We start from the raw sequence: 22,802 nt of genomic DNA on the forward strand, positions 1-22,802 counted from the left end.
CGTACCTGGAGGGTCGGCTCACGAGCCGACTCTCTGGGTACGCGAGCCGACCTTCTGGGTACGCGAGACGACCTTCTGGGTACGTGAGCCGACCCTCCGGGTCAGTCCTTGCGGGGGACGTGCTTGCCGAGGAAGCTGATCACGCTCGGGACCACCGTCCGGTTGAACGGGTCGCCGTGCTTGCCGTGGGCCGTGTGGGCGACCGCCGGGTGGGCCGCCTCGATGTAGCGGCGGACGCCCGTGATGAACGAGTCCTCGGTGCCGCACCAGATGCCGTTGGCGACGCTCTTCGTCTCGTCGATGTGCTTCAGAGGGTCCAGCGCGGTCCAGTCGTTCAGGCCCGTGAAGATGTGCCGCTTGGCCATCTCCTGCCACGACAGGATGAGCGCGGGGGCCAGCGTCGCGACCGCGGCCGGTGGCTGGCGCCGCTCGACCCGGCGACGCGTGTACACCAGCGCGCCGAACCCGCCCATGGAGACGCCGGTGCAGGCGAACGGCTGCCCGGTCTCGCCGGCGAAGCCGCGGGCCCGGAGCCACTGCGGGACCTCCTCCAGCAGCATCGCCATCGGGTCGTCGCCCGGGTGGACCTGGTGCCAGTAGTTGTCGCCGCCGTCGACGGCGACGAAGCCGAACGCCGGGACCGCCTTGCGCGCGACGTCGCTGGAGAGCTGCTTGAGCGTGCCGGTCGGGGCCGCGCTGCGGGCGTTGCCGTGCAGGCCGTGCAGCATCAGCGACATCGGCAGCCCCTTCGGCGGGGTCTTCGACGGCAGGATGAAGACCAGGTCGACCATCCGGCCGCGGGCCTGGGAGTAGACGCGCTCGACGCGGGTGCTGCCCAGCTGGGTCGTCGGGTTCGACGACGTCACGCCCAGCGTCCGCTGCAGGGCCTGGCTGAACGGCAGCTTGCCGGTCGCCGTGCCGAGGGCCAGGCCGCCCACGGCCAGCCCGGACGCCCCCGCGATCAGCATCGAGCGGCGGCTGAGCCACCGCCGCGCGTCGCGGACGGCCGCCGCCCCCGCCGGGATCCGGGGCTCGGCTTCGCCGTGCTCCCTGGGATCCCCGTTTTCCTCGTTCACCTGTCTCCGTCCCCCGCCTGCTGCTCCTAGGACGCCGCGCACCCACTCCGCGTTCCCCCGCGTCCGTCGTTCGCCGGGTTAGTCGTTCCCACCCTGCCCGGCGTTTCCGGTTCTCGCCCGCCAAACCGCCTTCGCGGCCTCGGTCGAGTGTTCCGCCCGCTCCACAGTGTCCCCGAGACCCACCGCCAGGGTGATCCCCAGGGGTATCAAAATGTGGTCGATGCCCTGCTCACCGGCGCCGAAGTGCCCGGACGCCTCGAGCGTGACGAAGCCGTGCAGCGCGCTCCACAGCTGGGCGGCCGCCTGGTACTTGTCGGCGGGCCGGAACCGGCCCGCCTCGATGGCCCGCTCGGTCGCCCGGACGATGTGCTCGAACGCCTCCAGGCCCTCCTGGGCGGCTTCGCGGCCCTCTTCGGTGGTCAGGTCGGACAGCGTCGCCCGCTTGCCGCCCGGCGCGGACTGGCCGAACGTCACCGCGAACAGCTGCGGCTGCTCGGCGACCGCCTGCCGGTAGGTCCGGGCCAGGCCGAAGATGTCCGCCACCGGGTCGTCGGTTTCGGCGACCTCGGCCAGCCACGCGCTGAGCTTCCGGAACCCCGTGCGCGCGACCTCGTCGACCAGCGCGGCCATGCCCCCGAAGTGCGTGTACACGGCCATCGTCGAGACGCCGACCTCCGCCGCCAGCTTGCGGGCCTGCAGGGCTTCGGGGCCGCCCTCGGCGAGCAGCCGGATGGCGGCCTCGACGAGCCGCTCCTTGACGTCGTTCGCGCGCGGTTTCGGGCTCATGCTTGCCAGTATCTCATAACCCTGTTATAAATGGAGTCATAACCGCGTTATAGCAGCCTCGGAGGGGTCAGTCATGGGCACCAAGTTCCTCGAAGGAAACTTCGCCCCGGTGAGCCGGGAGCACACGATCACCGAACTGGCCGTCACGGGTGCGATCCCCGGGTTCCTCGACGGCCGCTACCTGCGCAACGGGCCCAACCCGCTGTCCGAAGTGGACCCGGCGGCCTACCACTGGTTCATGGGCGACGGCATGGTCCACGGCGTGCGCCTGCGCGACGGGAAGGCCGAGTGGTACCGCAACCGGTGGGTGCGCAACCCGGCCGTGGCGGCGACGCTGAACGGCGAGGACGCGAGCCGCTTCTGCGGGCTGGACGCGCTGGGCGCCAACACCAACGTGATCGGCCACGCCGGCAAGACCCTCGCGCTGATCGAGGCGGGCGCGCCGGTCTACGAGCTGACCGACGAGCTCGACACCGTCGGCCGCTGCGACTTCGACGGCACGCTCCCCGGCGGCTACACCGCCCACCCCAAGCGCGACCCGCGCACCGGCGAGCTGCACGCCGTGTCGTACTTCTTCGGCATGGGCCACAAGGTCCAGTACTCGGTGATCGACGTGCACGGCCGCGCGCGCCGGACCGTCGACGTCGAGGTCACCGGGTCGCCGATGATGCACGACTTCTCGCTGACCGAAAAGCACGTCGTGTTCTACGACCTGCCGGTGACGTTCAACGCGGAGATGGCGGTCGCCGCGAACGTGCCGGGCGCGCTGCGGACGCCGGCGAAGCTCGTGCTCTCGGCCATGGTCGGCAAGGTCCGCGTGCCGGACCCGGTGACGGCGATGATGGCGCGCAAGATCGGCGCGAACGGCGGCCTGCCGTACCGCTGGGACCCGAAGTACCCCGCGCGGATCGGTGTCATGCCGCGCGAAGGCGGCAACGGCGACGTCCGGTGGTTCGAGGTCGAACCCTGCTACGTCTTCCACCCGCTCAACGCCTACGACGACGGCGACAGCATCGTGCTCGACGTAGTCCGCCACCCGAAGATGTTCGACACCGAGCTGCACGGCCCGGACGAGGGCGGCCCGACCTTGGACCGCTGGACCGTCGACCTGACCGCGGGCAAGGTCCTGGAGGAGCGGCTCGACGACCGCGGCCAGGAGTTCCCGCGCGTGGACGAGCGCCTCGTCGGCCGTCGCCACCGCTACGGCTACTCGATGGCGGCCGACGGCGGAGCGGACCCCGCCGGCTCGCTGTTCAAGCACGACTTCCAGACCGGCTCGAAGCAGGAGCGAGCGTTCGGTGCCGGCCGGCAGCCGGGCGAGTTCGTCTTCGTCCCGTCCCGCGAGGACGCGGCGGAGGACGACGGCGTCCTGATGGGCTTCGTCTTCGACCCGGCGAACCAGCGCAGCGACCTCACGCTGCTCGACGCGGGCACGCTGGAGACGGTCGCGGCGATCCACCTGCCCGACCGCGTGCCCAACGGCTTCCACGGCAACTGGGTCGAGACGGTCTAGGTGAGCACGCGGTGGTCGCCGGTGTAGAGGTTCATCGAGTCGCCGCGCAGGAAGCCGATCAGCGTCATGCCGTTCTCCTCGGCCAGCTCGACCGCCAGCGATGACGGCGCCGACACCGCGGCCAGCAGCCCGATCCCGGCCATCGCGGCCTTCTGCACCAGCTCGAACGAGGCGCGCCCGGACACGAGCAGGCCGTGCCCGGGGGCGGGGATCCGGCCGTCGAGGACGGCCCAGCCGAGGACCTTGTCGACCGCGTTGTGCCGGCCGACGTCCTCGCGGACGACGGCGAGCTCACCGTCCGGGGTGAACAGTCCCGCCGCGTGCAGGCCGCCGGTGCTGGCGAACACCTTCTGCCGGGCGCGCAGCGCGTCCGGCAGGCCGGCCAGCGTCTCGCTCTTCACCGCGAAGGGCGCTTCGGCCGGGGAGAAGCGGGTCTTGAGCTTGACCGCGTCGAGCGCGGCCTTGCCGCAGACGCCACACGAAGAGGTGGTGTAGAAGTTGCGCTCGACCCCGGTGTCCGGCGGCGGCACCCCGGGCGCCAGCGCGATGTCCAGCACGTTGTAGGTGTTGCGGCCCTCGTCGTCGACGCCGTCGCAGTAGCGGGCGACCGAGATGTCCTCGCGGCCGCCGATCACCCCTTCGGACAGCAGGAAGCCGTGGGCCAGCTCGACGTCGTGCCCCGGCGTGCGCATCGTGACGGCCAGCGCCTTGCCGCCGACCCGCAGCTCCAGGGGTTCTTCGGCGGCGAGCGCGTCGAGGCGGCGGCGGTCGCCGGCCGCGGAGATCTTCCGCACCGGCCTGCGCACGGTCACCCTGCCCATGACCCACACCCTTCTTCGCCGGAAAGTTCGACACCCGGATGGTGCAACACCGGGTATTTAGTAATACATTCCCTCCATCATCCCCACTCTACGGAGGGATCCGATGGCTCTCGGCTTCCTGGACCGTTCCCGGATCGTGGCACCCCCAGGCTGGACGCGCTGGCTGGTGCCGCCGGCGGCCCTTTCGGTACACCTGTCGATCGGGCAGGCCTACGCGTGGAGCGTGTTCAAGACCCCGCTCGAGAAGACGATGGACCTGAACGGCACGCAGAGCTCGCTGCCGTTCCAGCTCGGCATCGTCATGCTCGGCCTGTCCGCGGCGTTCGGCGGCACGCTCGTCGAGAAGAACGGCCCGCGCTGGGCGATGTTCGTCTCGATGTGCTGCTTCGCGAGCGGGTTCCTCATCTCCGCCCTCGGCGTCGCGACCGGCCAGTTCTGGCTGGTCGTCCTCGGCTACGGCGGGATCGGCGGCGTCGGGCTCGGCATCGGCTACATCTCGCCGGTGTCCACGCTCATCAAGTGGTTCCCGGACCGGCCGGGCATGGCGACCGGCATCGCGATCATGGGCTTCGGCGGCGGCGCGCTGATCGCCTCGCCGTGGTCGTCGTCGATGCTCGGCACCTCGCCGACCACCGGCACGATCGCGACGGCGTTCCTCGTGCACGGCCTCGTCTACGCGGCGTTCATGTCGATGGGCTGGCTGCTCGTGCGCGTGCCGGCCGACGACTGGAAGCCGGCCGGCTGGCAACCGAAGACCGACCACGGCAAGGCGATGATCAGCACCGCCAACGTCTCGGCCGCCAACGCGATCAAGACGCCGCAGTTCTGGTGCCTGTGGGTCGTTCTGTGCTTCAACGTCACAGCGGGCATCGGCATCCTGGAGAAGGCGTCGCCGATGATCCAGGACTTCTTCAAGAACACGTCGACCCCGGTCGGCGCGGCCGCGGCGGCGGGCTTCGTCGCGCTGCTCTCGCTGTGCAACATGCTGGGCCGGTTCGTCTGGTCGTCCACTTCGGACCTGGTCGGCCGCAAGAACATCTACCGCACCTACCTCGGCGTGGGCGCGGTGCTGTACCTGGTGATCGCGCTGACGGAGAACTCGTCGAAACTCGTGTTCATCCTGTGCGCGATGGTGATCCTGTCCTTCTACGGCGGCGGGTTCGCGACCGTCCCGGCGTACCTGAAGGACCTCTTCGGCACCTACCAGGTCGGCGCGATCCACGGCCGGCTGCTCACCGCGTGGTCGGTCGCCGGGGTGCTCGGCCCGCTGATCGTCAACCGGATCGCCGACAGCGAGAAGTCGGCGGGCAAGTCCGGCCCGGACCTCTACGCGACGTCCTTCTACATCATGATCGGCCTGCTCGTGGTCGGCTTCGTGGCCAACGAGCTGGTGCGGCCGGTGAAGGAGAAGTTCCACGAGCCCGTCACCTCAGGCGCGACCGCGAAGAGTGAGGCGTGATGAGCGAGCCGTCCACGAAGCCAAACCGGGTCCCGCTGATCGTGCTGGCCTGGGCATGGGTCGTGCTGCCCTTCGCCTACGGCGTCTACCAGCTGTTCCTGAAGCTGGTCCAGCTCTTCGGCTAGCTTCACGGCTTGTGAGCTGAGTCACCCGTGCAGCAGAAGGCGGCCCGGCGGCGTCGGTAGGGCGTGCACCTACTGGGGAAGATCGCCGTCGCCGGGCTGTCCTTCGCCGTCCTGTGCGGGACGGCTTACGGCTACGAGAACCTCCGCGCCCTCGACGACGTCACGCGCGACAGCGTCATCGACGCCGACGGCGGCACCGCGCCGGGTGAGCAGCCCGCCGACGGTTCGCTCGACATCTTGTTCGTCGGGCGGGACTCGCGGACCGACCAGCAGGAAAAACCGCTTCCGCCGGACATCCTGCGCGAGCTGCGAGCCGGCGCCAACGGCGACGACCTCACCGACACCCTCATCGTCCTGCGGATCCCGAACGGCACGAAGGACGTGAAAGCGTTCTCCATCCCGCGCGACAGCTACGTGTCCATGCCCGGCGGGAAGGGCAAGATCAACGCCGCGTTCGGGCGGGCGAAGGCGGCCGAGGGAAAGCGGCTGCGCGACGCGGGGGAGACCGACAAGGCCAAGATCACCAAGGCCGCTCTCACCGCCGGGCGGCGCGGGACGCGGCAGGCCGTCGAGGACCTCACCGGCGTGAAGATCGACCACTTCGCCGAGGTCAACCTGCTCAGCTTCTACGAGATCAGCAAGGCCGTCGGCGGCGTCGACGTCTGCCTGAACGAAGCCACCGAGGACAAGAACTCCGGCGCGAACTTCCCCGCCGGGCCGCAGCGGATCTCGGGTGCGGACGCGCTCGCCTTCGTCCGGCAGCGCGACGGCCTCAAGAACACCGACTTCGACCGCGTCCGGCGCCAGCAGGTGTTCCTCGCCGGGCTGGCCCGGCAGGTGCTGTCGGCGGGGACGCTGGGCGACCCGGGGAAGCTGTCGGACCTCATCGACGCCGTCAAGCGCTCGGTCGTGCTCGACGACGGCTGGAACCTGCTCGACTTCGTCGCGCAGCTGCGCGGGATTAACGGTGGCGGGATCCGGTTCGAGACGATCCCGGTCGGCAACCGCGACTACCGCTACGACCCGCAGAACCCGCGGGCCACGGCCGTGCAGGTCGACCCGGCCGAGGTGAAGGCCTTCGCCGCGGCCCTGATCGGGTCCGCCGCGCCGAAGACGCCGGCCGCCGCCCCGGTCACCGTCGACGTCAGCAACGCCGGCCCGAAGGAAGGCCTCGCGACCCGCGTGGCCGGGTTCCTGGGGGAGCACGGGTTCGCCAAGGGCGACACCGGGAACACCGCCTCGCGGCGGACGTCGCTGGTCCGCTTCGGCGCCGGCCTCGCGCAGCGCGGCGCGGAGGTCGCGAAGCTGCTGGGCGGGCTGGCGACGCAGGAGTCGGCGGCGGTGCCGGCGGGTCACATCGAAGTGGTGCTCGGATCGGTCTACTCCGGTCCCGGAGCGACCGGGGGCGGGAGCGCCCCGGCCGCCGGCGACGAGCCGATCACCTCGGACGGGGTCGTCTGCGTGAATTGACAGCGCCCGGCTGTCGAATGTCCGGCTTTTCCGCCGGGTTCCGCGAAATTGCGCGAGGAATTTCCGCGAAGTACCGCAAGGTCGTTTTCCGCCGACCGGACCACGGCGGACCACGAGGGTGAGTGGTCTTGACGCTGCCTCCCTGGTGAGGCAGTGTGCGGGGACCGTCGGCGGCACTACCTCGCGGCGGACCGGAAAAGATCACCGGACCGGTGGCGTTCCGGAAAGTCAATTTCAGGAAATAAGGAAAGTCCGGACCCTATGCGCTACCGCGTTGCCCGCGGGGGGTGGCTCCTTTCGGTGCTCGCTTCCGCTCTTCTGTGCGCCGGGTGCCAGTCGGCGTCCGCTTCGGCGCACTACCCCGACAAGATCGACGCGTGCAAGCTGCCCGCCGCGAACGCGCGCGACCGGCTCGCCCCCGGCACCGTCGAGATCCCGGCCGATTCGGTGAAGACCGCCGACGCCAAGGTCGTCCCCCAGGACCGCTCCACTGAGGACAACGACCTCACCAGCTGCAAGCGTCTGTTCGCCCGCGACCTCGGCGGCGGGAAGCCCAACCTGCAGGACTACCGGCTCGTCACGATCGCCGTCGTGCGGTTCACCACCGCCGACCACGAAGACGCCGCCGCCAAGGCCACCCAGCTGATGACCGACGCGCTCGGTGACCACTCGGGTGTCCGGCTCGCGACCGGCGTCGGCGACGAGTCCGGTTTCTCCGAGCAGTGGGCCGCCGTGCGCTCCGGGAACGTCGTGCTCAGCCTGGCCATCGCCGACGGCGGCACGGAGGCCGCGCTGATCCCGCCGGCGACCCTCGACAACGTCCAGGCCGTGGTCACCGACATGACCACCACCCTGGAGCGCGAGTACCAGGGCTGAATCAGGGGCGGGGCTCGAGCCGCACCACGATCGCCTTCGACACCGGTGTGTTCGACTTCTCCGCCACCGAGTCCAGCGGTACCAGGGCGTTGGCTTCCGGGAAGTACGCCGCCGCGCACCCGCGGGCCGTCGGGTAGGAGACCACGCGGAAGGACGGCGCGCGGCGGTCGCCGTCCCGCCATTCCGAGACCAGGTCGACCATCGAGCCGTCGGCCAGGCCGAGCGCCGCGAGGTCGTCCGGGTTCACCAGGACGACCCGGCGGGCGTTCTCGATGCCGCGGTAGCGGTCGGACAGCCCGTAGATCGTGGTGTTGTACTGGTCGTGGCTGCGCATCGTCTGCAGCAGCAGCCGGCCCTCGGGCACCTGCGGGTACTCCAGCTCCGACACGGTGAAGTTGCCCTTGCCGTTGGCGGTGCCGGTGAACTCGCGGGAGTCGCGCGGCGCGTGCGGCAGCACGAACCCGTCCGGCTCGCGGACGCGGCGGTTGTAGTCCTGGCAGCCCGGCACGACCCGGGCGATGCGGTCGCGGACCAGGTCGTAGTCGGTCTCGAACGTCCGCCACGGCACGGCGTGCCCGGCACCGAACAGCGCCCCGGCCAGCCGGCAGACGATGGCGACCTCCGAGAGCAGGTGCTCGCTCGCCGGCTTGAGCCGCCCGCGCGAGGTGTGCACCTGCGACATCGAGTCCTCGACCGTGACGAACTGCTCGCCGCTCGCCTGGACGTCGCGTTCGGTGCGCCCGAGCGTCGGCAGGATCAGGGCGGTGCGGCCGTGGACGACGTGGGAGCGGTTCAGCTTCGTCGAGACGTGCACGGTGAGCGAGCACGACTCGAGCGCCTTCTCGGTCGCCTCGGTGTCCGGGGTGGCGGAGGCGAAGTTGCCGCCGACGGCGAAGAAGACCTTGCCGCGGCCGTCGCGCATCGCCCGGATCGCGTCGACGGTGTCGAAGCCGTGCTCGCGCGGCACCTCGATGCCGAACTCGCCGGCCAGGGCGTCCATGAAGGACTGCGGCATCTTCTCCCAGATGCCCATCGTCCGGTCGCCCTGGACGTTCGAGTGCCCGCGCACCGGGCACAGGCCCGCGCCCGGCTTGCCGATCATCCCGCGCATCAGCGCCAGGTTCGCGATCTCCGAGATCGTCGGCACGGCGTGCTTGTGCTGGGTCAGGCCCATCGCCCAGCAGTAGATCGTGCGCTCGGAGGAGGCGATCATCCGCGCGACGCGCTCGATCTGCTCGCGCGGCAGCCCGGTGGCGCGTTCGACCTCGGGCCAGTCGATCTCGCGCAGGTGCTTCGCGTAGTCGTCGAAGCCGTCGGTCGAGCGGTTCACGAAGTCGCGGTCGACGATCGCGCCCGGCGCTTCCTCGTCCCAGGCCAGCAGCAGGTGCCCGACGGCCTGGAACAGCGCGAGGTCGCCGCCGAGGCGGATCTGGGCGAACTCGTCGGCCAGCGGCGTGCCCTTGCCGACGACGCCGCGGACGTTCTGCGGGTTCTTGAACCGCATCAGCCCGGCCTCGGGCAGCGGGTTCACGGCGATGATCCGCGCGCCGTTCCCCTTGGCCTCTTCGAGGGCCGAGAGCATCCGCGGGTGGTTGGTGCCGGGGTTCTGCCCCACGACGACGATCAGATCGGCCTGGTGGATGTCCGCCAGGCTCACCGAACCCTTGCCGATGCCGGTGGTGGCGGCCAGCGCCGCGCCGGAGGACTCGTGGCACATGTTGGAGCAGTCCGGCAGGTTGTTGGTGCCGAACAAGCGCACCAGCAGCTGGTAGAGGAACGCGGCCTCGTTGCTGGTGCGGCCCGAGGTGTAGAAGATCGCCTCGTTGGGATCGGTCAGCGCCTTCAGCTCACCGGCGACGAGCTCGAACGCGTCGTCCCAGGAGATCGGTTCGTAGTGCGTCGCGCCTTCGCGCAGCACGAACGGCTCGGTGACGCGGCCCTGCTGGCCGAGCCAGTAGTCGGTCTTGCCCCGGAGCTCGCCGATCGGGTGGGCGGCGAAGAACGCGCGATCCACGCGGCGTTTCGTGGCCTCCTCGGCGACGGCCTTGGCGCCGTTCTCGCAGAACTCGGCCAGCTTGCGCTTCTCGCCGTCGACCTCGCGGGGCTCCGGCCACGCGCAGCCGGGGCAGTCGAAGCCCTCGCGCTGGTTCAGCAGCCGCAGTGCCTTGATCGTCCGGCCGGTGCCCATCTGCTCGACGCTGCGCGCGAGCGACACGGCGACGCCGGGTATCCCCGCCGCCCAGCCCTTCGGCTTCCCCACCTCGAGGCGGGTCTCGTCCACGTCCTGCGCCGGCGCTTCACGGGTCATGTGTTCATCGTGCGCCTCGATGACCACATCCGCGAACAGGGGGTGGGTCACATCGCCGGCGCGCCACTTTCTCCGGGAAAGATGCGTCCCTCACCCCGCCGGCGCGTCACTTTCCCCAGGAAAGATGCATCGCCTCACGCGGACTTCACCTTCGCGGCGCGCAGCCCGCGGTCGAAGAGGGTGACCGCGAGCAGGGCGACGCTGATCACGACCAGCGCGATCGCCAGCCGGTGCAGCCCCGCCGAGTCGGCGTGCGATCCGTAGCAGAGCGCGATCAGCGTCGACGCCACGATCGCGCCGAGGTACTGGGCCGTGCGGAACAACCCGCTCGCCGTGCCCATCTGCTCGGCCGGCGCCTCGCGGTACAACGTCGTCTGGTTCGCGACGCTCGTCAGACCCTGGGCCAGGCCGAACAACGCGGCCAGCGCCAGCAGCGCGCCGGTCCACGTGCCGTTGTGGACGAGCAGCAGCAGCGCGGAACCGCCGGCCAGCGCGACGGCGACCGTGACGAGCCGCGCGCGGATCCCGGAGCCGCGCCCCGAGAACGCCGCCGCGCAGACCGCCGTGCCCGACATCGGCAGCAGCATCAGCCCGGCCGCCTCCTCGGACAGCTGCCGCGCGGTCTCCAGCCACTGCACGTAGCCGAACATGATCGCGTAGATGGCCATGAAGCTCAGGGCCTGCCGCAGGTAGGTCCGCAGGATCGCGCGGTTGGCCGCCAGCGTCCGCAGGTCGAGGAACGGGTCGTCGCGGCGCAGTTCGACCAGCGCGAACGCGACGCCGAAAGCCGCGACGACGGCGAGCAGCCAGGGTTCGGTACCCGGGTCCATCAGGAAGAACAGGAGCGCGAGCAGGGTCGCGGAGAACAGCGCGATGCCCAGGACGTCGATCGGCTTCGCCGTGCGCTCGCCGCGGTCGTCCTTCGGCACCCACGCCCATGCCAGCACCAGCGACAGCCCGGCGAGCGGGATGTTCACGGCGAAGATCGCCGGCCAGCCGAAGAGGCCGATCAGCAGCCCGCCGAGCGTCGGGCCGATCACCATCACCGTCTGCGCGGACATCGACAGCACGGCGAGCACGCGCGCGGGCACGCCCTGGCCGCTCGCTTCCGCGTGGTGGCGCAGCACGGCCATCGCGGCGGGGAAACCGGCGCACGTGCCGAGACCCAGGACGACCCGCACGCCGGTCAGCCAGCCGACCGAAAGCGGGATCATGCCCGCGATCCCCGCGATGATCACCAGCGCCGCCCCGCCGAGCAGGACACGGCGCGCGCCGTAGCGGTCCACCAGCAGCCCGACCACCGGCTGCCCGACCGCGGTGGCCAGGTAGAGCGCCGAGATCAGCCAGGCCGTCTGACCGGGGCCGGCGCCGAAGCTCTGCCCGATCGGCACGAGCGCGACGGCGATGAGAGTGGAGTTGATCGGGTTGAGCACCGCGCCGGCCACCAGCGGGGTGACCAGGCGGGTGCCGAACTTCGCGGGGGCGGTGACGGTGCTCGTGAGAAGTCCCTTCAGTGCTGGGCGACGCGCTGCAGCAGCGGCAGCGCGCGCGTGACGGCGTCGAGCTCGGCGGGGGACAGTGCGTCCACCAGCGCCTGGGCCAGCCACTCGTCGCGGTGCTGCAGGATGCCGCGCACGGTGTCGGAGCCGGCCTCGGAAAGGCTGATCACCACGCGGCGCCGGTCGGCCGGATCGGGCGTGCGGGCGAGGTAGCCGAGCTCGTCGAGGACGCCGAGGGTGGCGGCCATCGACTGCTGCCGGACGTGTTCGGCGGCCGCGAGCTCGCCCTGGGTGGCGGGGCCGTCGCGGTGGAGCCGGTTGAGTACGGCGGACTGCGACGGCGTGAGGATCCCGGCGTTGTCGACCTGGCGCAGCCGGCGGTGCAGTTGCCCGACGACCGCGCGGATCCAGCCGGCGCTCTCGGCTACGTGTGCGGGTACTTCGCCCATACACACAGGTTAACTGTACAGTCCAGACTGTGCATTTGGATGTGACGCACTCCCTGCCGGAAGCGCAGACGGGTCAGTGGCAGCCGTCGAGGGTCGGCACCGGGTACTTCGGGTCGTAGTAGCCGGGCGCGTCCTGGTCGTCGCCCGTCGACGGGCCGGACGGCGGATTGGCGTAGCCGGGAGCCAGGAAGCCTTCCCGGGCGGCGGCGCAGCCGACGGACGAGTACGCGCTGGAGCCGCTGTAGGGCCACAAGCCGTCGCCGTGGGGGAAGCCGGTGTTGCGGCGGATCACGTAGCTTTCGTCGGCCCGCAGGAAGCTGACGATCTGGCCCGGGCTGCTCAGCTGTTCCGGCTGCGCGGCGTCGAAGGCGTAGGCGAGGGAGAACTTCGCGTCGACGATCAGTTCACCGGGCCGTTCCCCTGCTCGCGCGGTGAGGCTGCCGAACGACCGCGGCCCCTGGTCGAGCAGGTGGTGGCCGTCGGCGATCTCGGTGAGGTAGGTCGACACGTCCGCCTGGCCGTCCTTCGACGGCTTCCGCCCGAGGTCGCCGCTGATGGTCGCGCGGGCGTCCATGGCGAACAGGGCCAGGTAGGCCTTCGGGTCGTGCTGGTAGAGCACGGCGGGGTCCAGCCTCGCCACCGCGATGACCTGCCGGACCTTCGCGTAGGCGTCCGCGACCGCGTCGGCCTTGAAGCCGCCGATCGCGGCCGCGGCGGGCGCGGTGATGCCGTCGAGGCCCTTCGGCCAGGTGTCCGCGGGGGTGTTCGCGTACGGCCGGGCGAGATCGACCCGGGCGTACTGCGGGACCCGCGTGGGGTTCGGCGCCGCGTTCTGGGCGGGCCGGCGGCCGACGAGCACGATCGCCGTCGTCGTCACGGCGAGGATCGCCACCAGCACGCCGAGTATCCACCAGCGGCGGTGCGGTTTCCGGGCACCGCGCTTGCGTTGCTTGCGGAGCTGTTTGCGGTCCTTCTTGGCGCCCAGCCAGGCGTCGGTCCGCGCGTGCTTGCGCCACTCCGGGTCCATCAGGTCCGGGTGCGAGTCGAGCAGGTCGTCGTCCACGTGCGTTTCCCCCCAGTCGATGCCTGATCATCGACAGCGGGGGAAGATCGTTACGACCCGAAGAACAGGAACGGGTCCTCGTTGACGCCGACGCCCTGGATCTGGTGCACGACGATCGCCGCCACGACCAGGACGACGACCAGCGCCAGCGCGAGCACGCCGGGCCACCGGCTTTGTCCCGGCTGGTGTCCGCCGGTGCGGCGCTCGTGCTTGCGGCGCTTCTTGAGCTCCTTCTTCGCACCCAGCCAGGCGTCCCGCTCGGCGTGCTGCTGCCAGTCGGGGTTCATCAGGTCGGGGTGCGTCTCCAAGCGCCGGTCGTCCGGATCCTGCGGCTGCTGAGGCTGTGCCATCCCGAGTGCCTTCCCCCTGGGTGACCCGCCGTGACGGGTTCGTAGACTTGTCCATTGTGACCGAGAACGCTCCGCAGCAGACCACCGACCTTCCGGGTGCCTGGGACCCGGCCGCCGAGGAAGCACCGATGTACGACCGCTGGGTAGCGGCCGGGTACTTCACGGCCGACGCCTCGTCGGAGAAGCCGCCGTTCTCGATCGTACTGCCGCCCCCGAACGTCACCGGTTCCCTGCACATGGGCCACGCGCTCAACCACACCCTGATGGACGCGATGAGCCGCCGCCGTCGCATGCAGGGCTACGAGGTGCTGTGGCTGCCGGGCATGGACCACGCGGGCATCGCGACGCAGAACGTCGTCGAGCGCCAGCTGGCCGGCGAGGGCCTTTCGCGCCACGACCTGGGCCGCGAGAAGTTCGTCGAGCGCGTCTGGGAGTGGAAGGCCGAGTACGGCGGCAGGATCCTCGGCCAGATGAAGCGCCTCGGCGACGGCGTCGACTGGTCGCGCGAGCGCTTCACCATGGACGAGAACCTGTCCAAGGCCGTCCAGACGGTGTTCAAGAACTTCTTCGACGAGGGCCTGATCTACCGCGCCGAGCGGATCATCAACTGGTGCCCGCGCTGCCAGACCGCGCTCTCGGACATCGAGGTCGACCACAACGACGACGACGGCGAGCTCGTGTCGATCCGCTACGGCGACGGCGACACCGCGATCGTGGTCGCGACGACCCGCGCCGAGACGATGCTGGGTGACACCGCGGTGGCCGTCCACCCGGACGACGAGCGGTACGCGCACCTGGTCGGCACCGAGGTCGAGCTGCCGCTGACCGGCCGGCGCATCCCGATCGTGGCCGACAAGCACGTCGACCCCGAGTTCGGCACCGGCGCCGTCAAGGTGACCCCGGCGCACGACCCGAACGACTTCGAGATCGGCCGCCGGCACGACCTGCCGATGCTGACGATCATGAACGAGCGCGCCGAAATCACCGCGCCGGGGCCGTTCGAGGGCCTCGACCGGTTCGAGGCGCGCCCGGCGGTTGTCGCCGCGCTGCGCGAGGCCGGCCGGATCGTGGCCGAGAAGCGCCCGTACGTCCACGCGGTCGGGCACTGCTCGCGGTGCGACACGGTCGTCGAGCCGCGGCTGTCGCTGCAGTGGTGGGTCAAGGTCGAGGAGCTGGCCAAGCTGGCCGGCGACGCGGTCCGCGACGGCCGCACGAAGATCCACCCGCCGGAGCTCGGCAAGCGGTACTTCGACTGGGTCGACAACATGCACGACTGGACGATCTCGCGCCAGCTGTGGTGGGGCCACCGGATCCCGGTGTACTACGGCCCCGAAGGCGAAGTGGTGTGCGTCGGCCCGGACGAGCAGCCGCCGTCCGGTGAAGGCTGGACGCAGGACCCGGACGTGCTCGACACGTGGTTCTCCTCGGGCCTGTGGCCGATGTCGACGCTCGGGTGGCCTGCGTCGTCTTCGGAGGATCTGGCCAAGTTCTATCCGACCAGCGTCCTGTCGACCGGCTACGACATCCTGTTCTTCTGGGTCGTCCGGATGATGATGTTCGGCGTGCACCAGATGAACGGCAAGCAGCCGTTCGACCACGTGTACCTGCACGGCCTCATCCGCGATGCGAACGGCAAGAAGATGTCGAAGTCGCGCGGCAACGTGATCGACCCGCTGGAGTGGATGGACGCGTACGGCGCGGACGCCACCCGGTTCACCCTGGCCCGCGGCGCGAACCCGGGCGCGGACATGGCCCTGGCCGACGAATGGGCGGCGGGTTCTCGCAACTTCTGCACGAAGCTGTGGAACGCCACCAAGTTCGCGATGATGAACGGGGCTTCGGTCGCTGCTCCGCTGCCTGCTGCCGCGGATCTGACCGAGGCGGACCGCTGGATCCTGGGCCGCCTCGGCGCGCTGGTGTCCGAAGTGGACGGCCTGTTCGAGGACTTCCAGTTCGCGAAGGTGGCGGGCGCGCTCTACCAGTTCACCTGGAACGAGCTGTGCGACTGGTACCTGGAGCTGGCGAAGGTCCAGCTGTACCAAGGGGATTCCTCCCGGGTCACCGCGACCCGCTCGGTCTTGGGGCACGTCCTGGACACGGTGCTCAGGTTGCTGCACCCGTTCATCCCGTTCATCACGGAGAAGCTCTGGACGGCCCTGACCGGCGGCGAGTCGCTGGTGATCGCATCGTGGCCTTCGCCCGCGGCCGGCTACGCGGACGCGGTGGCCGACGCCCGGATCGCGGACGTCCAGAAGCTGGTGACGGAAATCCGCCGGTTCCGCGCGGACCAGGGGCTGAAGCCGGGCCAGAAGGTGGCATCCCGGCTTGCGGGTTACACGGGTGGTCACGAGTCGGCGATCCGCTCGCTCGTCCGGCTGACCGAGCCCGCGGAGGACTTCGCGGCGAGCGCGTCCCTCGAGGTGGCCCTGGCGGACGGCGTGGTGACGGTGGAGCTGGACCTGTCGGGCACGGTCGACGTGGCGGCGGAGCGCAAGAGGCTGGAGAAGGACCTCGCGGCGGCCCGGAAGGAGCTGACCCAGACGGAGGCGAAGCTGGGCAACGAGGCGTTCATCGCGAAGGCCCCGGAGCACGTGGTCGACAAGATCAAGGTGCGCCAGGAGACGGCGGTGGCGGACATCGACCGCATCACGGCGAGGTTGGCGGCCCTTCCGGCTTCCTGACTTGGTGACAAAGCCCGGCGCTCCCTCGCGGAGTGCCGGGCTTTGTCGTACCCCTTCGGTAGCCTGGAAATCGGGGGCTGCTCAGCCCGTCTCGATGGTTCGCGCCGCTTCGATCAACGCCACCAGCTCCGGGGTCAACCGCCGCTCCGACGGTGTCGCCAAGTACGTCTGCATCCGCGGCGAAGGCTCCACCAGCGGCCGGAAGACCACGCCCGGGATCGGCAGCAGGTTCGCGTGCGCCCGGTAGAACACCGTCCAGTGTGGACGGCCGAAACCCAGCGTCCCCAACGTGTCCTGCGCCGTCGTGAACTCCTTGCCCAGCACCGGCTCGAACCCCGCCTCGCGGCAGCACGAGACGACCAGGTCGTACAACGGCTGATTCCGCGAAGGCGAACTGAGCCGCGCGGGAAGTGAAGCCAGCGAAGCAAAGGCGACTTCCGAAGAAGAAGCCAATGGATGAGACGCGGGCAACGCCACCAGCACCTCGTCCATCCACAAGGGAGTGAAGTCGAGGCCGGAAGCGGGCCACGAGCCCCGCACGATGGTCGCGGAAAGCGAACCGTCCCGGACGCGCTGGAGGCGCTGCGCCGTCGGTGCGTGGACCAGCTCCAACGAAGCCGAAGGCGCCAGCCGGGCGAACGCGCCCAGCAGCACGTCCAGCCGGTCACCCAAGCCCTCGCTCGTCCCCAAGCGGACCAACGACCCGGAAGAACGGAACTCGGACACCGCATCCGCCGCCCGGTCGGCCGCCGCCAGCACCGCGAGCGCGTGCGGCAGGAACCGCTGTCCCGCCTCGGTGAGCGCCACCGAACGCGTCGAACGGGCGAACAGCGTCACGTCCAGCGCACGTTCCAGCCGGCGGATCTGCTGGCTGACCGCCGGCTGGACGATGTGCAGCCGCTCCGCCGCCCGGCCGAAGTGCAGTTCCTCGGCCACCGTCACGAAGTACCTCAGCTGGCGAAGCTCCACGACCGACCCCATTCATCAGCGATCGTGATGAGTGTACGAGCGGACTGGTCCTCGAAAGGCGAGCGCCCGGAGGCGACGCTCGGGACATGCCTTACGCGAACGTCAACACCACCCGCCTCTACTACGAAGACGCCGGCGAAGGTCCCGCCCTGCTGTTGCTGCACGGCTGGGGCGCCAGCGGCCGCGTCTGGCAGTCGTGCCTGCCGGACCTCGTGCGCGACCACCGCGTCGTCACCCTCGACTGGCGCGGGTGCGGCCGCTCGGACCGGCCGCTCGAGGGCAACACCATCGACGGTGCCGTCGGAGACCTCGCCGCGGTCATCGAAGAACTGGCGATCAAGCCCGTCGTCGTCGGCTCCAGCATCGCCGGTGTCTTCGCCACCGAACTGGCGCTCGCCCGCCCCGAGCTGGTCGAGCACGTCGTCGCGGTCGACAGCCCCGGCTACTGGCCGAGCACCGGCATGCGCGAAACCGTGCACGAGCTGCGGAAGAAGCTCGTCGACGACCGCTTCGGCACCGTCGGCGGCTGGGTGCCGGGCTGGTTCGGCCCGAAGGCCTCGCCCGGCCTCGTCGACTGGACCGTCCGCCAGCTGCTCGACTCGGGCGTCTACATCGACGCGCTGTTCACCGAGATCACCGCCTACGACCCGCGGCCCCGGCTGAAGGACCTCAAGGTCCCGATCACCTACCTGCACGGCGAGGTCGACGCCCAGATCCCCCTCGAAGTCCCGCGGAACTGCGCTGCCGAGACACCCGGCGCCCGGGTGCACGTCCTCGCCGGCTGCGGCCACGTCCCGCACCAGGAGGACCCGCGGGCGTTCACCGCCGCCCTCCGCGCGATCACGGCCTGAAGGAGACGACCGTGCCCGAAGTGACCTGCGAAGACACCGTCGTCCACTACGACCGGACCGGCGACGGCCCCGCGCTGCTCCTGCTGCACGGCACCGCCGCCTCCCGCGAGCAGTGGGCGCCGCTGACGGCGAAAGCAACCCGCTTCACCGTCCTGGCCCCGGACTTCCCCGGCTCCGGCCGGACCACCGACCGCGGCGGCCCGATCACCGTCGAGGACCTCGCCGCGCAGGCCGAAGCCGTCCTGGACCACGCGGGAGCCGGCGCCGCCCACGTCGTCGGCCATTCGCTGGGCGCCGTCGTGGCGGCTCACCTGGCCGGTACGCGCCCGAGTCGCGTCCGGAAAGCGGTCCTGCACGCCGCTTGGCCGGTCACCGACATGAGGCAGGACGCCGAGTTCCGGTACTGGCTCGACCTGCTCGAAACCGGGACCTTCGCCCGGATGCTGCCGCTGATGGCGTTCGGCCCTCGCTACTGGGAGCAGGCCACCCCCGAGAGCAACGAACAGCTGGTCAAGACCCTGGAAACGATGATCGAGCCGGGCACGGACCGGCAGATCGCAGCCGACCGGGCCGTCGACCTGCGGGCCGTGCTCCCGAAGATCACCGCACCGGTGCTGGTGCTCGGCAGCGCGCACGACCGGCTGATCACGGCGGAGCAGCAGCGGCAGCTGGTCGCCGCGATCCCGCACGCGCGCGCCGCCGAGATCGACGCCGGGCACGGTGCCCCGGCCGAGCTGCCGGACGAGTTCGCCCGGATCGTGCTGGACTTCGTGACCGGGCCCGACTAGAGGCGTCAGCGCAGGGACTTGAGGATCACCGCCGCCACCCCCGCCATCCCGGCCTTGAGCGGGTGGTACGCGGCGGCCTCGAAGATGTTCTGGTCCTTGCCGTTGATCCACGCCGAACCGCCACGCGCGCAGGCGTCGTGGCCGCGCGACGGGCCGAAGGTGTCCACGAACTCCGCGTTCCCGTCCCCGTCCACGGCGTCGGCCAGCATCCGGTTCAGCGCTTCCTCGACGCTGCTCAGCCACGCGTAGTCACCGTCGGCGAAAGGCAGCACGTCCGGGCAGGAACCCTTCTCCGGCGCGATCCGCGGGTAGCCGACCACCAGCACCCGTGCGCGCGGCGACCGCTCGTGGATCGCGGCGAGCACCGCCTCGACCCGCGGCCCGATGTTGTCGATCGACGAGGTGACCGAACCGGCGAAGTGCTTCTCGCAGGGGTTGCCCGCCGGGTCGCCCGCCCGCAGGCCCGGGCACGTCGAGATCAAGCTGCCGAACACGCCGTAGTCGTTGCCGCCGATGCCGAGCGTGACCAGGTCGGTGTCGATCCGCAGCGCGCCCAGCTGCGGCGGGTTGGTGCCGTTGAACGGCACGCCCTGGGACTTGGTCATCGAGCCGGTGTCCGCGCCGGCGCAGCTGACGTCGGTGAACCGCCCGGCGTGCAGCGCCGCGGCCAGCACCGACGGGTAGTTCGCGGTGGACCGCCCGCAGCCCAGGGGGTCGAGCCGCTGGACCGGGATGAAGGGCCCGGAGGTGTAGGAGTCGCCGAGGGCGACGTAGCTGCCGATGCTCGCCGCGGAGGCGGCGGTGGCCGACGCCGGCAGCAGGATGGCTGCCGAGGCGACGGCGATGAGCAGCCGGGTGATGCGCATGAAGACCCCGTTCTCGCTGGTGGAAACGCTGCTTCCACATCTAGCGAGCGCCGGACGGCGAGGGTGCGGACTTCACCCGCCTGTCGGGTCACCTTCGCCGTGCTCACGGTAAGTGATCAGCGTCCGCCAGAAGAGCAACGACCGGACGGTGCTCCCGGGCAGCAGCCGGGCCGCCTCGCGGCGCACCTCGGCCATGGTCGGGAAGTCGTCGACGACCGGGGCCTTCGGGCCGTCCTCGCCGCCGCCGTTCAGCCGCTCGCCGGCGTAGACGACCAGCCGCGCGAGCGCGTTGACCGGGACCGCCGCGATCGCCCGCGCCCAGTCCACGGGCGTGCTCGGTTTCGCCAGGCCGAGCACCACGAGCACGCCGCCGGGCACCAGGGCGCGGCGCAGCTTCGCGACCGTTTCGAACGGCATGTGGTGCAGGGACGCGAGGCACGAGATGAAGTCGTAGTGCGCTTCGGGCAGGGGATCGGTGGTGACGTCCGCCTGCCGGTAGACGATCTTGCCCGGCCCCGGCGAACCGAGGCCCGCCGCCGCTTCGACCATCGCGGCCGAGACGTCGACCGCCTCCACCGCCATGCCGGTCGCGGCCAGCCGCCGCGCGAACCGCCCGGTGCCGCAGCCGACGTCCAGCGCGATCCCCGGTCCGGGCGGCAGCAGGTCCAGCAGCAGCGGGTGGTAGTGGTCGTTGTGGTTGAACGGCATGGGTCGAGAGTGCCACCTGCCACGCACGTAGACTCGGAAGCCAGTGCGAAAACCCCAGGCCGGAGGAGATTCAGTGCCGCAGGATGAGACAGGTCGGAGGCCGGACCTGTCGGATCTGGACAGCTTCGCGGGTGTCGACGAGCTCGATGCCGAAGGGTACGAGGACTCGGACGACCACGACCCGGAGCTGGACGCGCGGGACACCGCGTTCGACGTCGGCGGCGGCTCGCGCGGCGGGATCGGCGGGGTCGGCCAGCTCGGCGACAACCTCGCCACCGGCCCGGTGCCCGACCTGACCGTGCCCGAGGACACCGAGCTGCACGAGCTCGACGACCAGGGCGAACCCGCGGCGTACGGCAGCCCGGACGGGCCCGAGGCCCGCCGCGAGCTGATGGCCGTCGAGGCCGAGCTGAACCAGCGCTGGCCGGAGACGAAGATCGAGCCGTCGCTGACCCGCATCTCCGCGCTGACGCAGCTGCTGGGCGAGCCGCACCGCGGCTACCCGGTGCTGCACATCGCGGGCACGAACGGCAAGGGCTCCACGGCCCGCATGATCGACGCGCTGCTGACCCGGATGGGCCTGCGCGTCGGCCGCTACACGAGCCCGCACCTGCAGCTGGTCACCGAGCGGATCGCGCTCGACGGCGCGCCGATCTCGGCCGCGCGCTACGCCGAGCTGTGGCACGACATCGCGCCGTACGTGGCCATGGTGGACGGTGCCGCCGCGGACGGCGTCGCGATGAGCAAGTTCGAGATCCTCACCGGGATGGCGTTCGCCGCGTTCGCCGACGCGCCGGTGGAGGCCGCCGTGCTCGAAGCGGGCTTGGGCGGCGCCTGGGACGCGACGAACGTCGCGGACGGCGCCGTCGCGGTCATCACGCCGATCGGCATCGACCACGTCGAATACCTCGGCCCGGACATCCTCGGCGCGGCCCGCGAAAAGGCGGGCATCATCAAGGCCGGCTCGGTCGCGGTGATCGCCGAGCAGGATCCCGAAGTGCAGAAGGTGCTGCTGGAACGCGCCGTCGAGGTCGATGCGGCGGTGGCCCGCGCGGGCAGCGAGTTCGGCGTGCTGGAGCGCGAAGTCGCCGTCGGCGGGCAGCTGCTCAAGCTGCAGGGCCTCGGCGGGGTCTACGACGACATCTTCCTGCCGCTGCACGGCGCCCACCAGGCCGCGAACGCCGCGCTCGCGCTGGCGGCGGTCGAGGCGTTCTTCGGCGCGGGCAAGGACAAGCAGCTGGTCGTCGAGGCCGTCCGCGAGGCGTTCGCCGAGGTCGAGACGCCGGGCCGGCTGGAGCGGGTCCGCGCGGCCCCCGCGGTGATGATCGACGCGGCCCACAACCCGCACGGCGCCCGCGCGCTCGCGGCGACCGTGGCCGAGGAGTTCGCCTTCCGCCGCCTCGTCGCGGTGGTCGGCGTGATGGCCGAGAAGGACGCCCACGGCATCCTCGACGCGCTGGAGCCGGTGGTGTCCGACATCGTCGTGACGCGCAACTCCTCACCGCGCGCGATGCCGCTGGAAGAGCTGAACCAGCTGGCCATCTCGGTGTTCGGCGAAGATCGGGTGGTCGCCGAGACCGACTTGGAGACGGCGATCGAGACGGCGGTCGCGCTCGTGGAGACCAGCGACGACCCCGAAGAGCCCCTCGCGGGCGGCGGTGTGCTCGTGACCGGCTCGGTGGTCACCGTGGGCGAGACGCGCACGCTGTTCGGAAAGGAGCCGGCGTGAGCGAGACCCCGGAGACTCCCCGGACGCCGGAAGCGCCCAAGCCGAAGGACCCGATGAAGGGTTTCCGCGGCGTGATGTCGGGGACGCTGATCATGGAGGCGATCACGGTCGCCCTGGCCCTGCCGGTGGTGAACAAGCTCGGCGGCGGGATCAGCACCGGCACCGGCTGGACGGTGCTGGCCGTCGCGCTGGTGCTGGTCGTGACGTGCGGCTTCGTGAAGAAGCCGTGGGCGGTGCCGCTCATCCTCGCCCTGCAGGTGGTGCTGATCGCGCTGGTGTTCTGGCTGCCGGCGATCTCCGTGCTGGGCGTGGTGTTCCTGGCGATCTGGCTGTGGCTGCTGTGGCTGCGCAAGGACGTCGCCCGCCGCATGGCGGCCGGTACCCTCGCGAGCCAGCAGCAGCCCCAGCCCTGACC

The 22,802-nt window shown here is 70.9% G+C and carries 21 protein-coding genes; 10 read left to right on the forward strand and 11 right to left on the reverse strand.

Annotated elements, in window-relative coordinates; translation table 11 throughout:
- Nucleotides 1–101: 101 nt before the first annotated feature.
- Together AB0M83_RS15065 and AB0M83_RS15070 are read right to left on the reverse strand one after the other, a co-directional pair.
- Nucleotides 102–968 carry an alpha/beta hydrolase-fold protein gene (locus AB0M83_RS15065; protein WP_364517447.1) on the reverse strand — a complete coding sequence of 289 codons (867 nt, stop codon included), beginning with the start codon at nucleotides 966–968 and terminating at the stop codon, nucleotides 102–104.
- A gap of 186 nt (nucleotides 969–1,154) precedes the next feature.
- Nucleotides 1,155–1,862, reverse strand: a complete 708-nt coding sequence (locus tag AB0M83_RS15070; protein ID WP_364517224.1) for a TetR/AcrR family transcriptional regulator — start codon at nucleotides 1,860–1,862, stop codon at nucleotides 1,155–1,157.
- Between the two features lie 73 nt (nucleotides 1,863–1,935).
- Between AB0M83_RS15070 and AB0M83_RS15075 the strand changes: the two genes are divergently transcribed.
- Nucleotides 1,936–3,375, forward strand: coding sequence for a carotenoid oxygenase family protein (locus AB0M83_RS15075; protein WP_364517226.1), 1,440 nt, complete (start codon nucleotides 1,936–1,938; stop codon nucleotides 3,373–3,375).
- Here AB0M83_RS15075 and fdhD read toward each other — a convergent pair.
- Nucleotides 3,372–4,196 carry a formate dehydrogenase accessory sulfurtransferase FdhD gene (fdhD, locus tag AB0M83_RS15080; protein WP_364517228.1) on the reverse strand — a complete coding sequence of 275 codons (825 nt, stop codon included), beginning with the start codon at nucleotides 4,194–4,196 and terminating at the stop codon, nucleotides 3,372–3,374. The genes AB0M83_RS15075 and fdhD overlap by 4 nt on opposite strands.
- A 103-nt stretch (nucleotides 4,197–4,299) precedes the next feature.
- Here fdhD and AB0M83_RS15085 point away from each other — a divergent pair, with 103 nt between their 5' ends.
- The 4 genes from AB0M83_RS15085 (at nucleotide 4,300) to AB0M83_RS15100 (ending at nucleotide 8,126) form a co-directional block, all read left to right on the forward strand.
- A complete protein-coding gene (locus tag AB0M83_RS15085; protein WP_364517230.1) occupies nucleotides 4,300–5,655 on the forward strand; it encodes an OFA family MFS transporter in 1,356 nt (451 codons plus the stop codon).
- A complete protein-coding gene (locus AB0M83_RS15090) occupies nucleotides 5,655–5,780 on the forward strand; it encodes a hypothetical protein (RefSeq protein WP_364517232.1) in 126 nt (41 codons plus the stop codon). Before AB0M83_RS15085 ends, AB0M83_RS15090 begins: the two co-directional genes overlap by 1 nt.
- A gap of 63 nt (nucleotides 5,781–5,843) precedes the next feature.
- Complete coding sequence (locus AB0M83_RS15095) at nucleotides 5,844–7,250, forward strand: LCP family protein (RefSeq protein ID WP_364517234.1); 1,407 nt, start codon at nucleotides 5,844–5,846, stop codon at nucleotides 7,248–7,250.
- A 300-nt stretch (nucleotides 7,251–7,550) separates the two neighbouring features.
- Nucleotides 7,551–8,126 (forward strand): hypothetical protein, encoded by a 576-nt coding sequence (locus tag AB0M83_RS15100; RefSeq protein WP_364517236.1) that lies wholly within the window; start codon nucleotides 7,551–7,553, stop codon nucleotides 8,124–8,126.
- Nucleotide 8,127: 1 nt separating this feature from the next.
- Here AB0M83_RS15100 and AB0M83_RS15105 read toward each other — a convergent pair whose 3' ends face one another.
- The 5 genes from AB0M83_RS15105 to AB0M83_RS15125 form a co-directional block, all read right to left on the reverse strand.
- Nucleotides 8,128–10,434, reverse strand: coding sequence for an FdhF/YdeP family oxidoreductase (locus AB0M83_RS15105; RefSeq protein ID WP_364517238.1), 2,307 nt, complete (start codon nucleotides 10,432–10,434; stop codon nucleotides 8,128–8,130).
- A 134-nt stretch (nucleotides 10,435–10,568) separates the two neighbouring features.
- Nucleotides 10,569–11,879 (reverse strand): MFS transporter, encoded by a 1,311-nt coding sequence (locus AB0M83_RS15110; protein WP_364517240.1) that lies wholly within the window; start codon nucleotides 11,877–11,879, stop codon nucleotides 10,569–10,571.
- 65 nt (nucleotides 11,880–11,944) lie between these two features.
- Nucleotides 11,945–12,382 (reverse strand): MarR family transcriptional regulator, encoded by a 438-nt coding sequence (locus AB0M83_RS15115; protein WP_364366709.1) that lies wholly within the window; start codon nucleotides 12,380–12,382, stop codon nucleotides 11,945–11,947.
- Between the two features lie 73 nt (nucleotides 12,383–12,455).
- Complete coding sequence (locus AB0M83_RS15120; protein WP_364517242.1) at nucleotides 12,456–13,445, reverse strand: hypothetical protein; 990 nt, start codon at nucleotides 13,443–13,445, stop codon at nucleotides 12,456–12,458.
- Nucleotides 13,446–13,495: 50 nt separating this feature from the next.
- Nucleotides 13,496–13,795 (reverse strand): hypothetical protein, encoded by a 300-nt coding sequence (locus tag AB0M83_RS15125; RefSeq protein WP_364517244.1) that lies wholly within the window; start codon nucleotides 13,793–13,795, stop codon nucleotides 13,496–13,498.
- 56 nt (nucleotides 13,796–13,851) lie between these two features.
- Here AB0M83_RS15125 and AB0M83_RS15130 point away from each other — a divergent pair, with 56 nt between their 5' ends.
- The gene (locus tag AB0M83_RS15130; protein ID WP_364517246.1) at nucleotides 13,852–16,476 is read left to right on the forward strand and encodes a valine--tRNA ligase; all 2,625 of its coding nucleotides are present in this window, start codon (nucleotides 13,852–13,854) and stop codon (nucleotides 16,474–16,476) included.
- An 81-nt stretch (nucleotides 16,477–16,557) separates the two neighbouring features.
- Here the strand turns inward: AB0M83_RS15130 and AB0M83_RS15135 are convergent, their stop codons facing one another.
- Nucleotides 16,558–17,445: a LysR family transcriptional regulator gene (locus AB0M83_RS15135; protein WP_364517248.1), complete on the reverse strand. Its 888-nt coding sequence runs from the start codon at nucleotides 17,443–17,445 to the stop codon at nucleotides 16,558–16,560.
- 86 nt (nucleotides 17,446–17,531) lie between these two features.
- On the opposite strand from AB0M83_RS15135, the gene AB0M83_RS15140 reads away from it, so the two are divergent.
- On the forward strand, nucleotides 17,532–18,296 hold the full coding sequence (locus AB0M83_RS15140; RefSeq protein WP_364517250.1) for an alpha/beta hydrolase: 765 nt from the start codon (nucleotides 17,532–17,534) through the stop codon (nucleotides 18,294–18,296).
- A gap of 11 nt (nucleotides 18,297–18,307) precedes the next feature.
- Complete coding sequence (locus AB0M83_RS15145) at nucleotides 18,308–19,084, forward strand: alpha/beta hydrolase (RefSeq protein WP_364517252.1); 777 nt, start codon at nucleotides 18,308–18,310, stop codon at nucleotides 19,082–19,084.
- A 5-nt stretch (nucleotides 19,085–19,089) separates the two neighbouring features.
- Here AB0M83_RS15145 and AB0M83_RS15150 read toward each other — a convergent pair whose 3' ends face one another.
- A complete protein-coding gene (locus AB0M83_RS15150; protein WP_364517254.1) occupies nucleotides 19,090–19,950 on the reverse strand; it encodes an SGNH/GDSL hydrolase family protein in 861 nt (286 codons plus the stop codon).
- A 72-nt stretch (nucleotides 19,951–20,022) separates the two neighbouring features.
- Complete coding sequence (locus AB0M83_RS15155) at nucleotides 20,023–20,658, reverse strand: class I SAM-dependent methyltransferase (protein WP_364517256.1); 636 nt, start codon at nucleotides 20,656–20,658, stop codon at nucleotides 20,023–20,025.
- 73 nt (nucleotides 20,659–20,731) lie between these two features.
- Between AB0M83_RS15155 and AB0M83_RS15160 the strand changes: the two genes are divergently transcribed.
- Together AB0M83_RS15160 and AB0M83_RS15165 are read left to right on the forward strand one after the other, a co-directional pair.
- A complete protein-coding gene (locus tag AB0M83_RS15160; protein WP_364517258.1) occupies nucleotides 20,732–22,387 on the forward strand; it encodes a folylpolyglutamate synthase/dihydrofolate synthase family protein in 1,656 nt (551 codons plus the stop codon).
- Nucleotides 22,388–22,440: 53 nt separating this feature from the next.
- Nucleotides 22,441–22,800, forward strand: coding sequence for a DUF4233 domain-containing protein (locus tag AB0M83_RS15165; protein WP_364517449.1), 360 nt, complete (start codon nucleotides 22,441–22,443; stop codon nucleotides 22,798–22,800).
- The last annotated feature ends 2 nt before the right edge of the window (nucleotides 22,801–22,802 follow it).

The organism is Amycolatopsis sp. NPDC051106 (assembly GCF_040682775.1).
Classification (GTDB): domain Bacteria; phylum Actinomycetota; class Actinomycetes; order Mycobacteriales; family Pseudonocardiaceae; genus Amycolatopsis.

Coding starts and splice junctions, on each gene's coding strand:
- AB0M83_RS15085 (WP_364517230.1), top strand. CDS start 4,300: ATGGCTCTCGGCTTCCTGGACCGTTCCCGGATCGTGGCACCCCCAGGC.
- AB0M83_RS15070 (WP_364517224.1), bottom strand. CDS start 1,862: ATGAGCCCGAAACCGCGCGCGAACGACGTCAAGGAGCGGCTCGTCGAG.
- AB0M83_RS15165 (WP_364517449.1), top strand. CDS start 22,441: ATGAAGGGTTTCCGCGGCGTGATGTCGGGGACGCTGATCATGGAGGCG.
- AB0M83_RS15090 (WP_364517232.1), top strand. CDS start 5,655: ATGAGCGAGCCGTCCACGAAGCCAAACCGGGTCCCGCTGATCGTGCTG.
- AB0M83_RS15105 (WP_364517238.1), bottom strand. CDS start 10,434: ATGACCCGTGAAGCGCCGGCGCAGGACGTGGACGAGACCCGCCTCGAG.
- fdhD (WP_364517228.1), bottom strand. CDS start 4,196: ATGGGCAGGGTGACCGTGCGCAGGCCGGTGCGGAAGATCTCCGCGGCC.
- AB0M83_RS15125 (WP_364517244.1), bottom strand. CDS start 13,795: ATGGCACAGCCTCAGCAGCCGCAGGATCCGGACGACCGGCGCTTGGAG.
- AB0M83_RS15150 (WP_364517254.1), bottom strand. CDS start 19,950: ATGCGCATCACCCGGCTGCTCATCGCCGTCGCCTCGGCAGCCATCCTG.
- AB0M83_RS15065 (WP_364517447.1), bottom strand. CDS start 968: ATGCTGATCGCGGGGGCGTCCGGGCTGGCCGTGGGCGGCCTGGCCCTC.
- AB0M83_RS15155 (WP_364517256.1), bottom strand. CDS start 20,658: ATGCCGTTCAACCACAACGACCACTACCACCCGCTGCTGCTGGACCTG.
- AB0M83_RS15115 (WP_364366709.1), bottom strand. CDS start 12,382: ATGGGCGAAGTACCCGCACACGTAGCCGAGAGCGCCGGCTGGATCCGC.
- AB0M83_RS15140 (WP_364517250.1), top strand. CDS start 17,532: ATGCCTTACGCGAACGTCAACACCACCCGCCTCTACTACGAAGACGCC.
- AB0M83_RS15075 (WP_364517226.1), top strand. CDS start 1,936: ATGGGCACCAAGTTCCTCGAAGGAAACTTCGCCCCGGTGAGCCGGGAG.